The 13,049-nt window shown below is 73.9% G+C and carries 10 protein-coding genes; 7 read left to right on the forward strand and 3 right to left on the reverse strand.

Going from position 1 to position 13,049, the window contains the following annotated elements:
• Positions 1 to 3 precede the first annotated feature (3 nt).
• A complete protein-coding gene (dnaJ, locus tag HC251_RS01295) occupies positions 4 to 1,182 on the forward strand; it encodes a molecular chaperone DnaJ (RefSeq protein WP_219943521.1) in 1,179 nt (392 codons plus the stop codon).
• Entirely contained in the window at positions 1,179 to 1,553 is a 375-nt protein-coding gene (locus HC251_RS01300; protein WP_219943522.1) for a heat shock protein transcriptional repressor HspR, read from the forward strand. The genes dnaJ and HC251_RS01300 overlap by 4 nt, the downstream gene beginning before the upstream one ends.
• Positions 1,554 to 1,625: 72 nt before the next feature.
• Here HC251_RS01300 and HC251_RS01305 read toward each other — a convergent pair whose 3' ends face one another.
• On the reverse strand, positions 1,626 to 2,411 hold the full coding sequence (locus HC251_RS01305) for a siderophore-interacting protein (protein WP_219943523.1): 786 nt from the start codon (positions 2,409 to 2,411) through the stop codon (positions 1,626 to 1,628).
• A gap of 180 nt (positions 2,412 to 2,591) precedes the next feature.
• Here HC251_RS01305 and HC251_RS01310 point away from each other — a divergent pair, with 180 nt between their 5' ends.
• Together HC251_RS01310 and clpB are read left to right on the forward strand one after the other, a co-directional pair.
• Positions 2,592 to 2,840 carry a hypothetical protein gene (locus HC251_RS01310; RefSeq protein ID WP_219943524.1) on the forward strand — a complete coding sequence of 83 codons (249 nt, stop codon included), beginning with the start codon at positions 2,592 to 2,594 and terminating at the stop codon, positions 2,838 to 2,840.
• A gap of 75 nt (positions 2,841 to 2,915) precedes the next feature.
• Complete coding sequence (clpB, locus tag HC251_RS01315) at positions 2,916 to 5,390, forward strand: ATP-dependent chaperone ClpB (protein WP_370651326.1); 2,475 nt, start codon at positions 2,916 to 2,918, stop codon at positions 5,388 to 5,390.
• Positions 5,391 to 5,453: 63 nt separating this feature from the next.
• On the opposite strand, the gene HC251_RS01320 is transcribed toward clpB, so the two are convergent.
• Positions 5,454 to 7,070, reverse strand: coding sequence for a hypothetical protein (locus tag HC251_RS01320; RefSeq protein WP_219943526.1), 1,617 nt, complete (start codon positions 7,068 to 7,070; stop codon positions 5,454 to 5,456).
• Positions 7,071 to 7,204: 134 nt separating this feature from the next.
• Between HC251_RS01320 and HC251_RS01325 the strand changes: the two genes are divergently transcribed.
• Positions 7,205 to 8,821 carry a PQQ-binding-like beta-propeller repeat protein gene (locus HC251_RS01325; RefSeq protein WP_219945587.1) on the forward strand — a complete coding sequence of 539 codons (1,617 nt, stop codon included), beginning with the start codon at positions 7,205 to 7,207 and terminating at the stop codon, positions 8,819 to 8,821.
• Positions 8,822 to 8,912: 91 nt separating this feature from the next.
• Positions 8,913 to 9,386, forward strand: coding sequence for a hypothetical protein (locus tag HC251_RS01330; protein WP_219943527.1), 474 nt, complete (start codon positions 8,913 to 8,915; stop codon positions 9,384 to 9,386).
• Positions 9,387 to 9,437: 51 nt separating this feature from the next.
• Here the strand turns inward: HC251_RS01330 and HC251_RS01335 are convergent, their stop codons facing one another.
• Positions 9,438 to 11,588, reverse strand: a complete 2,151-nt coding sequence (locus HC251_RS01335; protein ID WP_219943528.1) for a sulfatase-like hydrolase/transferase — start codon at positions 11,586 to 11,588, stop codon at positions 9,438 to 9,440.
• Positions 11,589 to 11,680: 92 nt separating this feature from the next.
• Between HC251_RS01335 and HC251_RS01340 the strand changes: the two genes are divergently transcribed.
• Positions 11,681 to 13,024, forward strand: a complete 1,344-nt coding sequence (locus HC251_RS01340) for an adenylosuccinate synthase (protein WP_219943529.1) — start codon at positions 11,681 to 11,683, stop codon at positions 13,022 to 13,024.
• Positions 13,025 to 13,049 lie beyond the last annotated feature (25 nt).

The following is a 13,049-nucleotide window of genomic DNA, read 5'->3' on the forward strand; positions in this document are numbered from 1 at the left end:
CCCATGGCACCGCAGCGCGAGTGGCTGGAGAAGGACTACTACGCGGTGCTCGGGGTCTCCTCCGACGCCGACCAGAAGGCCGTCACCAAGGCCTACCGAGGCCTCGCCCGCAAGCTGCACCCCGACGCCAACCCCGGCGACGCCGCCGCCGAGGAGCGGTTCAAGGAGGTCTCGTCGGCCTACGACGTGATCGGCGACCCCGAGAAGCGCAAGGAGTACGACGAGGTCCGCGCCCTGGCGGCGCGGGGTGGGGGCTTCGGTCCCGGCCCCGGTGGCTTCGGCGGCTTCTCGGGCGAGACCGTCGACATGGGCGACCTCGGCTCGATCTTCGGCAACCTGTTCGGCCGGGGGGGTGGCGGTGGCCGGCGGGGCCCCGGGGGTCCGGCCGGGCGCCGGCCCCAGCGGGGCGCCGACCTCGAGACCGAGCTGCACCTGTCGTTCGTCGACGCCGTCGACGGCGTCACCACGAGCGTCCGCATCCTGGCCGACGCCGTCTGCTCCACCTGCCACGGCGACGGCGCCCGCCCGGGCACCTCACCCACCGTCTGCCCGCAGTGCCGCGGCCAGGGCGTCGTGGCCGAGGACCAGGGGCCGTTCTCGTTCAGCACCCCGTGTCCCCGTTGCGGCGGGCGGGGGTCGGTCATCGAGGACCCGTGCCCCACCTGCGCCGGCTCGGGCATCGAGCGCCGGCCCCGCGAGGTGAAGGTCCGGATCCCCGCCGGCGTCACCGACGGGACCCGCATCAAGGTGAAGGGCCGGGGCGCCCCCGGCCGCGACGGCGGCCCCGTCGGCGACCTCTACGTGGTCGTCCGGGTGGCCAGCCACGATCTGTTCCGGATCAAGGGCCACAACCTCACCCTCACCGTGCCGGTCACCTTCCCCGAGGCCGCCCTGGGCGCCGACGTCGCCGTGCCGACCCTGCACGGCGGCACCGTCACGGTGCGGATCCCGCCCGGGACGCCCACCGGGCGCACGTTCCGGGTCAAGGGCCGCGGCGTGCCGGCCAAGGCCGGGACGGGCGACCTGCTCGTCACCGTCGAGGTGGCGGTGCCCACCAAGCTCACCGCCGCCCAGCGCAAGGCGGTCGAGGAGCTCGCCGCCCTCACCGCCGAGGAGTCGCCCCGGGCCCACCTCTTCCCCGCGAGCGTGGGTGAGGAGCACGAGGAGGTCACGACCTCGTGAGCGCCCGCGCCGTCTACGTCATCTCCGTCGCCGCCGAGCTGGCCGGCGTCCACCCCCAGACCCTGCGCATCTACGAGCGCAAGGGCCTGGTCGACCCGGCCCGCACCCCCGGCGGGTCCCGGCGCTACAGCGACGAGGACATCGCCCTCCTCCAGCGCATCCAGGAGCTCACCAACGAGGGCCTGAACCTGGCCGGCGTCCAGCGCGTCCTGGAGCTCGAGGCCGAGGTGCGGAGCCTGCGCGCCGAGCTCGAGGAGGCCCGGGCCGACCTGCGGCGCGAGGTCGCCGCCGTCGAGCGCCGCCACCGCGCCGACCTGGTCCCCGTGTCGCAGTCGATCGTCTTGTTCGAGGGCCGCCGCCGCCGCTCCTGAGCGACCCCTCCCTGCTTCTGTCAACCCTGGTGGGGCGTGGGGGCGCATGGGGATTGACAGAACGGGCGGGGGTCAGCCGTCCTCGCCCCGGCCGACCTTCCAGTAGCCGCGGACGTGGGCCTCGGCGCGCGACAGGCCCCGCTCGTCGAAGAGGTGCTTGCGGATGCGCTGCACGGCGGCGGCCTCGCCGGCGGCCCACACCCGGGTCCCGGGCGCCAGGTCGGCCTCGGCCACGGCCCGCACCAGGGCGTCGCCCGGGGGCCGGTCCGGGTCGGCCCCCAGCCACCGCACCTCGAGGCCCTCGCGGTCGGGGAACGGCACGACGGCGTCGGGGCCGCGCCCCTCGGCCAGGAGCCGGACGGGCAGGCCGTCGGGGACGGCGGCCAGGACCTGGCCGAGGGCGGCCAGGGCGGTCTCGTCGCCGGCGAGCAGGTAGCCCTCGGCGTCGGGGTCGACGGTGTAGCCCCGGCCGGTGCCGGAGATCGCCACCTCGCCGCCGGGGCCGACGGCATCGACCCACGGGGTGAGCAGGCCGGCGTCGTGGCGCACCACGTCGAGGGTCAGCCGCCCGGCCTCGGGGTCGGGGTCGACCGGGGTGAGGGTGCGGATCGCCGCCCGCGAGCCGTCGGCGGTGCGGAACTCGTTGCCGGCCCACTCGGGCAGGGTGATCGGCTCGTCGGGTGCGCCCGGCAGGAGGAGGCGGACGCTGGCCCCCGGCAGGCCCGGGTCGATGCCCCGGAGCTCGTCGCCGGCCAGGTGCACCCGCCGCAGGTGCGGGGTCACCTCGACGACGGACTCGACCCGGGCCCGGCGGAAGCGGGGGGGCTCGCGCCGGACGCGGGTGGCGAGGTCGCTCATCGCCTGCATGGTGACCGCCCGGGCCCCGGAGCGCCACGCCGCCACCCGTCGCCGCCCCTCGGAGGGCGATTCGCTGGCGATTCGACGGCCGACGCCCGGCCGCGATTCGCCGAGCGCCCGGGTCCGCCCGCAGGGCGCCCCCACCGACCCCGGGCCCCCGGGGCGTGGCACCCTGCGGGCGTGGACGTGGCGCCGACCCCCGACCAGGAGGCCGCCATCCGGGTCGCCCACGCCTGGTTCGGGCGCCACAGCGGGTGGGCCCCGCCGGACCCCGACACCCTGGCCGACTGGGTGGCCGAGGGCCTGGCCCGGTGCCCCGACGAGTGCATCGCCGCCTTCGACGGCTGGTGCGCCCACGGCCTGGCGTCGTGGTGGCTGATCCTGCGCGACCTCGAGGCCCACCCCGGCGGCCGGCGCACCCTGGGCTGACGCGACAACACAAGCAGAAAAGTTGACAACGGGATTGGCAAGTTCGACAGGCCCCCGTATCCTGCGGTCATGGCGTTGGACCCGAACCGCTGGACCCTGAAGACCCAAGAGGCGTTCACGGCCGCCACCGAGGCGGCCCGCACCGCGAGCAACCCCGAGGTCACCCCCGACCACCTCCTGCTGGCCCTGCTGGGCCAGGCCGAGGGGGTCGTCCTCCCCATCGTCGAGCGGGTGGGCCTCCAGCCCCTCGCCGTGCGCAACGCCGCCCAGGAGCGGGTGGGCAAGCTGCCCAAGGCGTACGGCTCCGAGGTCCGCATGGGCCGCGAGCTCACCCAGGTGATGGATGCCGCCGACGCGGTGCGCACCGAGCTCACCGACGAGTACCTCTCGACCGAGCACATCCTCCTGGCCCTGGCCGATCGGCTCCAGGTCGACCGCGACGCCCTGCTCACCGCCCTGCGCGACATCCGGGGCTCCCACCGGGTCACCAACCAGAACCCCGAGGCCAGCTACCAGGCCCTCGAGCAGTACGGCCGGGACCTCACCGAGGCCGCCCGCCAGGGCAAGCTGGATCCGGTCATCGGGCGCGACGAGGAGATCCGCCGCACCATCCAGGTCCTCAGCCGCCGCACCAAGAACAACCCGGTCCTGATCGGCGAGCCCGGGGTCGGCAAGACCGCCATCGTCGAGGGCCTGGCCCGCCGCATCGTCGAGGGCGACGTGCCCGAGGGGCTCAAGAACCGCCGGGTCATCTCGCTCGACATGGGCGGGCTGGTCGCCGGGGCCAAGTACCGGGGCGAGTTCGAGGAGCGGCTCAAGGCCGTCCTCAAGGAGATCACCGACGCCGAGGGCGAGGTCATCACCTTCATCGACGAGCTCCACACCATCGTCGGCGCCGGGAAGGCCGAGGGGGCCATGGACGCCGGCAACATGATCAAGCCCATGCTGGCCCGGGGCGAGCTGCGGCTGATCGGCGCCACCACCCTCGACGAGTACCGCAAGTTCATCGAGACCGACGCCGCCCTCGAGCGCCGCTTCCAGCAGGTCTACGTGGGCCAGCCGTCGGTCGAGGACACCATCGCCATCCTCCGGGGCCTCAAGGAGCGCTACGAGGTCCACCACGGCGTCCGCATCCAGGACACCGCCCTGGTCGCCGCGGCCGTGCTGTCCGACCGGTACCTCACCGGGCGCTTCTTGCCCGACAAGGCCATCGACCTGGTCGACGAGGCGGCGTCGAAGCTGCGCATCGAGATCGACTCCCTCCCCACCGAGATCGACGTCGTCGAGCGGCGCATCCGCCAGCTCGAGATCGAGCGGGTCGCCCTGGCCAAGGAGACCGACGACGCGTCGAAGGAGCGCCTCGGCGCCCTCGACAAGGAGCTGGCCGACCTCCAGGAGCAGTCCTCGGGGATGAAGGCCCACTGGCAGGCCGAGAAGGAGGCCATCGAGGACATCCGCGAGCTCAAGGAGGCGCTGGAGGCCCGGCGCTCCGAGCTCGACCGCGAACCCGACCTCGAGAAGGCGTCGGAGATCCGCTACGGGCAGATCCCCGCCCTCGAGAAGCAGGTCGACGTGGCCACCGAGCGCCTGGCCGAGCTCCAGGCGACCAAGCGGATGCTGAAGGAGGAGGTCGACGAGGACGACGTCGCCGGCATCGTCTCCTCCTGGACCGGCATCCCCGCCAGCCGGATGATGGAGGGCGAGATGGCCAAGCTCGTCCGCATGGAGGACGTGCTCCACGCCCGGGTCGTCGGCCAGGACGAGGCCGTCACCGCCGTGGCCAACGCCATCCGCCGCAGCCGGGCCGGGCTGTCGGACCCCGACCGCCCCATCGGCTCGTTCCTCTTCCTCGGCCCCACCGGCGTGGGCAAGACCGAGCTGGCCCGCACGCTCGCCGAGTTCCTCTTCGACGACCCCAAGGCCATGGTCCGCATCGACATGAGCGAGTACATGGAGAAGCACACCGTGTCCCGCCTGATCGGTGCGCCCCCCGGCTACGTCGGCTACGGCGAGGGCGGCCAGCTGACCGAGGCGGTGCGCCGTCGCCCGTACTCGGTGATCCTCCTCGACGAGATCGAGAAGGCCCACCCCGACGTGTTCAACGTGATGCTCCAGGTGTTCGACGAGGGCCGCCTCACCGACGGCCAGGGCCGCACGGTCGACTTCACCAACACCGTGCTGATCATGACGTCGAACCTGCCCGGCGACCCGCGGGACTTCTTCAAGCCCGAGTTCATCAACCGCATCGACGACATCGTCCGGTTCCGGGCCCTCACCGAGGACGACCTCGGGCACATCGTCGAGATCCAGCTCGAGGCGCTGCGGAAGCGGCTCGAGGAGCGGCGCATCACCCTCACCGTCTCCGACGAGGCGCTGGGCGTGCTGGCCAAGGAGGGCTTCGACCCCGCCTACGGCGCCCGGCCCCTCAAGCGGGTCATCCAGCGGGAGGTCGGCGACCGCCTCGCCGTCGCCATCCTCGAGGGCAAGGTCGCCGACGGCGACACCGTCACCGTGGCCGTCGACGACGACAGCGAGATCACCGTCGTCTGACCCTCGGCCCGGCTCGTCGACCCGGAGCGGCCTCGCTCGCTGCGTCCCGCCGGCGACCGGCCCTCAGGGGGGCGGCTCGCCCAGGCCGATCTCCCAGGGTCGGACGTCGGGGTCGATCTGGTCGAAGATCGTCACCAGGCCGACCGTCCGCTCGCGGTGCTCGACACCGGCCTCCTCGAGGGCGTCGCGCATGCGCCCCCGGTCGTCGGTGTTGACCCCGGCGGAGGCGACCCACACGGGATCGGGCGCGGCGTCGACGGCGGCCCGGTCGGCGGCGAAGCGGGGGACGTTGAGGCTGCCGACCGTCAGGCGGTCGCCCGCCTCGAACTGGAGGTTCATCGCCGTCCAGTAGTCGGCGTACACGAACCGCTCGCCCTCGGCGACGAGCAGGTCGACGGCCTCCTCCAGGTCCTCGTCGCGGCCCTCCGGGCGCTCGTCGGCGTGGCTGGCGACGAGCCAGACGCTCGGCACCGCCACCAGGCCGAGCAGGACCACCCCGGTGAGCGGGCCCCACCACCGCCGGGCCGGCGGGGCGGCGGCGAGGCCGAGCACGAGCACCGGGTAGGCGCAGAACAGGTAGCGGGGCTCGGTCGTGAACCAGGCGTACTTCGACCCCACGTACAGGGCGACGGTGAGCGGGACGGCCAGCAGCACCAGCGTGAACGGGTGACGGCCCTCGGTCCGGAACGTCACCACGGCCACGATCGACCGCCGGTGCTGCACCAGGGCGACGGCCGCGGCGACCAGGACGAGCGCGACCACCGCCCGCCCCAGCCCCACCGGCCAGCCCGGTCGGCCGGCCAGGTGGGCCAACCCGAGGAACTGGCGGCCGATCTCGTCGGTGAGGTCGCCCCAGCGCGACAGGGGCGTCGACGGCCGGGTGCCAGGCGTGGGTTGGGGCACCTCGCCGGCGGCGAGGCGCCAGTACCCGAGCGGGAAGAGGCTGACGACGAGGCCGGCGGCGGTCGCGGCCAGCGCCCGCCGGTCGCGCCACAGGGTCGGCACCATCCACGCCCCGAGCGGCACCAGCATGGCGTAGGCCGCCGGGTTCAGCTGGTACGTCGCCCCGAACAGGACCCCGAAGGCCGCGGCCCGGACCAGCCGGGGCGGGCCCTCGGCCTCGGCCAGGCTGAGGGCGCAGAGGGCGGCGACGAGCATGACGACGATCTCGGCGACGTAGCTGCCCGAGGACCGCACGCCCCGCCAGATCACCGGGTACGGGCCGAAGGCGAACAGGGCGGCGGCGAGGGCGGCGTGCCAGCGGGTCGCGAGGACCCGGAGCCCGACCCGGTAGAGCAGCACGATCGACACCAGCGCCATCGCCAGCTGGGGCAGGCGCAGGGTGAAGGCCCCCTCGGGCACGCCCAGGGCGAACAGCAGCGCCTGCGGGTACTGCTCGATGGCGCTGTTGTAGCCCTGGCCGGCGAAGAAGAGGTAGAGGTCGTCGCCCTCGGCGATGCGGTGGGCCATGATCCCGGTGACGGCCTCGTCACCGTCGAGCGCACCGGTCGGGGTGAGCAGGAACCAGATCCGCAGGGCGGCGCCGAGCACGACGGCGACGACGACCACGGCCGAGGGCCCCCAGCGGACGAGGAGGGTCGCCTCGGCGTCCTCGACGGCGCCATCGTCGCCCCGCCCGGGTTCGGCGGGCGCCACGCTGTCCTCGACGCTCGCGCTCATCCGGTCCTCTCCCTGGCTCCGTCGGCGCCGCTCGTCCCGCCGGGCCGCGCAGCCTACGACGGCGTCCCGTCCCCGGTCAGCCGGGTGCCCGTCCGTAGGCTGGCCCCGTGCACGCCGACGGACCTCGACGCGGGATGCCCACGCGGTCCCGCCTGAAGGTGCAGCGCCAGCAGCGGGCGCTCGCCGTCGTGCTGCTGCTGTCCCTCGTGCTGTTCGCCTGCGTCGAGGACCGCGTGGTCGACGGCCTGGGCCGGGACACGACGTCGACCTCCACCGACGCCGCCAGCGCGGACGACGCCGCCGGCGGGGAGGGCGACGGCGGCGACGCCCCGGCCGACGGGGCCGGCGCCGAGCCGGTCGCGTCCGGGTCCACCGACACCGGCCCCCTCGCCAACGACGACGGCTACGACGGGTGGGTCGACCCGGCGTCGTCGGGCAACCCGTGGACGTCCGAGGTCGAGGGCCTCCTCACCTTCCGGGGCAACCCGACCCGGTCCTACTACGGGATGGGCCCGGTGCCGGAGGCCCCCGAGATCCTGTGGAGCGTCCCGCCCGAGGGCGGGTTCTGCGGCGAGTCGTCGGTCGGCGGCGAGGCCAAGACCTGGTGCGGGACGGGGTGGACGGGCCAGCCGTCGGTCTGGGAGGACGGGGACCGCACCTGGGTCGCCTTCGGCGCCTACGACAAGAACGTCCACTTCCTCGACGCCGACTCCGGCGAGGACCTGCTGCCGCCGTTCGCCATCGGGGACATCGTCAAGGGCTCGGTCACCCGCGACCCCGACGGCTTCCCGCTCCTCTACAGCGGCAGCCGGGCCGACTTCCACGTCATCGCCACCGACCGCGAGCAGCCCGAGAGCCTCTGGAGCATGGACGCCGAGGACGTCCAGCCGACCCTGTGGAACGACGACTGGGACAGCTCGCCGCTGGTCATCGACGACTACCTGTTCGAGGGGGGCGAGAACTCCCAGTTCTTCATCGTGAAGCTCAACCGCGCCCTCGGCGACGACGGCCTGGTCACCGTCGACCCCGAGATCGTGTTCAACGCCCCCGGCTGGGACGACGAGCTGCTGGCGGACCTGTCGGGGTCGGGCAGCCGGGGCGAGGACGTCTCGATCGAGAACTCGCTCGTCGTCGTGGGCGACACCCTGTACTTCACCAACTCCGGCGGCCTGATCCAGGGGTGGGACATCTCCGGGCTCGCCGACGGCGAGCCGCCCGAGCGCACCTTCCGGTTCTGGAGCGGCGACGACACCGACGCCTCGCTCGTGGCCGACGACGAGGGGATGCTCTACTTCGGCCAGCAGGTCGAGCGGAGCTCCACCAGCGCCCGGAGCCAGGAGGTGGGCCAGCTGGTGAAGCTCGACCCCTCCAACCCCGAGGACCCGATCGTGTGGTCGATCGCCGACGACCACGGGATCTGGGCCACCCCCGGCCTGGCCGACGGCGTCGTGATCGCCCCCACCGACAGCGGCCGCATCATCGGCGCCGACGCCGAGACGGGCGAGATCCTGTGGGAGAAGCAGCTACCCGGTCCGACCTGGTCGTCCCCGGTGATCGTCGACGACGTGTGGGTCCAGGGCGACTGCGCCGGCACCCTGCACGGCTTCGACCTGTCCGACCCCCGGGTCGACCCGCCCGAGCTGTGGACCGTCGAGGTCGAGGGGTGCATCGAGTCGACCCCCGGGGTGTGGGACGGGCGCATCTTCGTCGGCGCCCGCGGCGGCCGCTTCTACGCCTTCGGCGACGCCTGACCGGTCGCGCCGGGCCGGACGGGTCGGGCCCGACCCGTCCCGGTCGCGATGGGTGCTCAAGGTCGGGCCGGGCGGTGCCGATCGGGTCCCGGTGACGCCCCTCCGCCACCGCCGCCTCCGCCTGGCCCTCCTGGCCCTGCCCGTGGCCCTCGTGGTCGGTGCCGGGTGCGCCCAGGCCACCGCCCCGTCGCAGGAGGAGTACACCGCCGCCGCCGACGCCGTCTGCACCGGGTCGGGCGACAAGCTGGCCCAGATCGAGCAGGACTACGTCGAGGAGACCCTGGAGGCCGAGGAGACCGGCGAGTCCTCGCTCAACGTCGACCGCCCCGAGCGCTGGATGCGCGCCAAGGTCGTCCCCGAGTACAAGCGGATGTCGGGCAACCTCAAGTCGATCCCGGCGCCCGACGGCGACGTCGCCTACCTGAGCGACCTGTACTCGGACCTCGACCGGCTCATCGCCGACCTCCACTCCCGGCCCAGCGGGGGCCGCGACATCGTGCGGGCCGACGAGGACCTGCAGCGTCGCTTCGCGTCCTACGGCATGGAGGTCTGCGGCACCGTCTGAGGGCTGCCCGGGGCGGGGAGGAGCGGACCCGGTCCGGCCGGGCGCCGGTCGTCAGGTGGCCAGCGGGCGCAGCCGGCACCCGGGGTCGTCGACGACCTCGAAGTACGCAGGGTCGCCGGTCGCCGAGCGGACCAAGGGCTCGGCGAGGAGCAGGCCGAAGCGGCGGGCGGACCCGTCGGTCTGGACGGTCGACCAGCCCACCACGACGTCGTCGACGACGGCGGCGACGGCCGTGACGTCGCGGTCCTCGTCCCCCTCGACGGTGCCCTGACGCCACAGCGGTCGCGGCGCGTCCGCCGGGAGGGTGCCGTCGAGGTAGTCGGACCAGGTGGGAGAGCGCTCGACGTCCACCGACGCACCTCGCCCGTCGCACACACCGAGGTCGTCCACCGCCCGCCCCAGGAGGGCGCCGTGCCGCCCGTGCCGCCAGACCCGCAGGTCGTCGTCGGTGTCTCGCCCGCGGGCCGCCGTCGAGGTGATCGGGTCCAACCCGTCGGACCCCAGAGCGACGAGGTTGCCCTCGATGCGGTCCTCGAAGGCCTCGGGCTCGTTGACGCTCAGGGGCTTGGGCCGTGCCCCCCGGAGAACGCCGCCGACGAGCGACTCGCCGTCGACCTCCCAGTCGACGTCGATGCCGACCAGCTCGGCCACGGTCGGCACCACGTCCAGGGCGGAGACGCTGTCGTCCACCACCTGCCCGTCCTCCTGGCCCGGCTCCTTGATGAACAGCGGGCTCCACGCCAGCGGCACGACGGTCTCGGGGTCGACGACCCGCATGTGGTGACCAGGCTCGAAGGCGACGCCGTGGTCCGAGGTGACGACCACGACAGCGTCGTCCCACAGCCCCACCCGCTGGAGGCGGGCGATCACGGCCCCGAGGAGCCGGTCGGTCCACTGGAGCTGCAGGAGGTGGCGGGTCCGGGCGGCGTCGGCCAGATCCGCGCCCGTCTCCCCCGGTGGCCAGAAGAGCAGGAACTCGGCCCCGAACGGGGGGTCGGGCGCATCGTGGGTCTCACCGGTCGGAAGGATCCGCCAGGGCACGTGCGGGAGCGGGGCGTGCAGGTACTCGAAGGCGGGCCGGTCGCCGGAGCGCTCCTCGATGCCGCTGAGGAACTCGAGCACGACGCGGCTGAGGTCATCGGGCTCGGTCTTGCCCTCGATGGTCTGCTCCGCATCGAAGGTCGGCGCCGCCGGCCACACCTGCGACCACCACAGGGTGCGGGCCACGTCGGTCAGCGCGTCCAACGGGTCCGGGGTCTCGGCCAGCTGGCGGGCGAGCAGCTCCTCGGCCTCCTCGTCGACGTCGCCGCCCCGCTCGGGGCACAGCGATCGCGGGCACATCTCGGTGGCCCACTCCTGGCCGTGGACATCGTGGGTCTCGGCCAGGAGGGTGATCAGGTTGTCCGGGTAGGAGGTGTGGGTGGCGGCCCGCTGGTCGGCCGCATCGGGCGTGATCCGGCCGGTCAGCAGGGCGGGCACGGAGGTCTGGGTCGCCGAGGTGACCGACGTGTGGTCGCGGTACCAGGTCGAGGTGCCGGCCAGCCGGGCGATGTTGGGGTACAGCTGGGCGTCGATCCCGCCCTCCCCGTCCACCAGCGACAGCGTGGGGAGCTCGTCGAGGACGATGAAGACCACCGGCGGGTGGTCCCCCGCCGGGCGAGCGTCGACCTCGACCGACGCCGGCCGCACGAGGGTCGACACCGGCGAGGCGAACACGAAGAAGGCGACGAGCACGACCGGGACCGGTGAGGCGTACCGCAGGAACCGGCGGCCCGGCTCCCAGCGGCGGTGGATCACCGCCGCGGCCGTCGCCGCGACGATCGCCGCCGCCGCCCTCGCCCCCTCGCCGCCACCGCTCTGGCGGGCTGCGCCGGACGCCGCCGCGGCCGCCAGGAGCGCGACCAGGACCGTCTGCGCCGCCGGCCGGACCCGTGGACCGAGCAGCCGGGTCGCGGCACCCAGCGCCCAGAGCCCGAGGATCGGGACCAGGGCCACGCTCAGCGCGAACAGCACGATCTCGCCGGGGCCGGCCTCGACGCCGGTGAAGGTCTCGGGGGACTCCCCGAAGGGCCCGAGCACCGGCTGCACGACGGCGAAGCCGACGAGCGCGGCCAGCTCGAGGGCCCACCCGACCTCGCGACGGAGGGCCGGTGCCCACCGCCGCCGGGTCCGGTCGGGAGGTGCCGTCTCCTCTCCCGCCATGAGAGGGGGACGGTACCAGGCACGTCTCTTCGGCCGGCCCGACCTCCGGGTAGCGTGGCCCGTCGTCCTGTCCGGCATCAGAGGAGACCGTCGTGCCCGCCACCGTCCTGGTCGGCACCCAGTGGGGTGACGAGGGCAAGGGTCGCTTCACCGACCTGATCGCCAAGGAGACCACCATGGTGGTCCGCTACCAGGGGGGCCACAACGCCGGCCACACCCTGGTGGTCGACGGCGAGACCTACGCCCTGCAGCTCCTGCCCAGCGGCATCCTGTACCCCCACGTCACGCCGGTCATCGGCAACGGCGTCGTGGTCGACCCGGCCGTCCTGCTCAAGGAGATGGACGACCTGGCCGCTCGGGGCGTCGACGTGTCGAAGGTCCGGGTCAGCGGCAACGCCCACCTGATCCTGCCGTTCCACCAGGAGATCGACCGGCTGACCGAGCGGCGGCTGGGCCGGTCGAAGCTGGGCACCACCAAGCGGGGCATCGGGCCCGCCTACGCCGACAAGTCCTCGCGGGTCGGGCTCCGGGTGCAGGACCTGCTCGACCCCAAGATCTTCCGGGCCAAGCTCGAGGTGCTGGCCAAGGAGAAGAACCAGGTCCTGGCCAAGGTCTTCAACCAGCTCCCGCTCGACGCCGACGAGATCGCCGACCGCTACCTCGACGAGCACCGGCCCCGGCTCGAGGCCCACATCGCCGACACCGTGGGCCTCGTGCACGACGCCCTCGAGGCCGGCCAGCACGTCCTGTTCGAGGGGGCCCAGGCCACCTTCCTCGACCTCGACCACGGGACCTATCCGTTCGTCACCTCGTCGAACCCCGTCGCCGGCGGGGTCTGCACCGGGGCCGGCGTCGGGCCCCGCTACATCGACCGGGTCGTCGGCGTGGCCAAGGCCTACGTCACCCGGGTCGGCACCGGCCCGTTCCCGACCGAGCTGGCCATGAGCTACGACGCCGTCGGCGGCAAGGACCGCGAGGGCGTCTCGGCCGAGGAGCTGCGCCTGGGCGACCACTTCGTCGACGTCGGCCACGAGTACGGCACCAACAGCGGGCGCCGCCGCCGGCCGGGCTGGTTCGACGCGGTGATGCTGCGCCACGCCGTCCGGCTCAACTCGCTGTCGGAGCTGGCGATCACCAAGCTCGACGTCCTCGACGCCCTCGACACGGTGAAGGTCTGCGTGGCCTACGAGGTCGACGGCCGTCGGGTCGAGCAGCTGCCGTACCACCAGACGGACCTGCACAAGGCGACGCCGATCTACGCCGAGATGCCCGGGTGGAAGACCGACCTGACCGAGGTCACCGAGACGGCGGCGCTCCCCGCCGAGGCCGTCGCCTACCTCGACCGGCTGGAGGCCGAGGTCGGCGTGCCCGTCACCCTCGTCGGCACCGGCCCCGGCCGGGACCAGTACGTCCACCGCCGCGACGCCATCGCGTAGGCCACGGAAGGTGCCAGGCACCTTC

The sequence above is a fragment of the Iamia sp. SCSIO 61187 genome (genome assembly GCF_019443745.1).
GTDB lineage: Bacteria > Actinomycetota > Acidimicrobiia > Acidimicrobiales > Iamiaceae > Iamia.

Coding starts and splice junctions, on each gene's coding strand:
- dnaJ (WP_219943521.1), top strand. CDS start 4: ATGGCACCGCAGCGCGAGTGGCTGGAGAAGGACTACTACGCGGTGCTC.
- HC251_RS01305 (WP_219943523.1), bottom strand. CDS start 2,411: ATGAGCGACCTCGCCACCCGCGTCCGGCGCGAGCCCCCCCGCTTCCGC.
- HC251_RS01320 (WP_219943526.1), bottom strand. CDS start 7,070: ATGAGCGCGAGCGTCGAGGACAGCGTGGCGCCCGCCGAACCCGGGCGG.
- HC251_RS01325 (WP_219945587.1), top strand. CDS start 7,205: ATGCCCACGCGGTCCCGCCTGAAGGTGCAGCGCCAGCAGCGGGCGCTC.
- HC251_RS01335 (WP_219943528.1), bottom strand. CDS start 11,588: ATGGCGGGAGAGGAGACGGCACCTCCCGACCGGACCCGGCGGCGGTGG.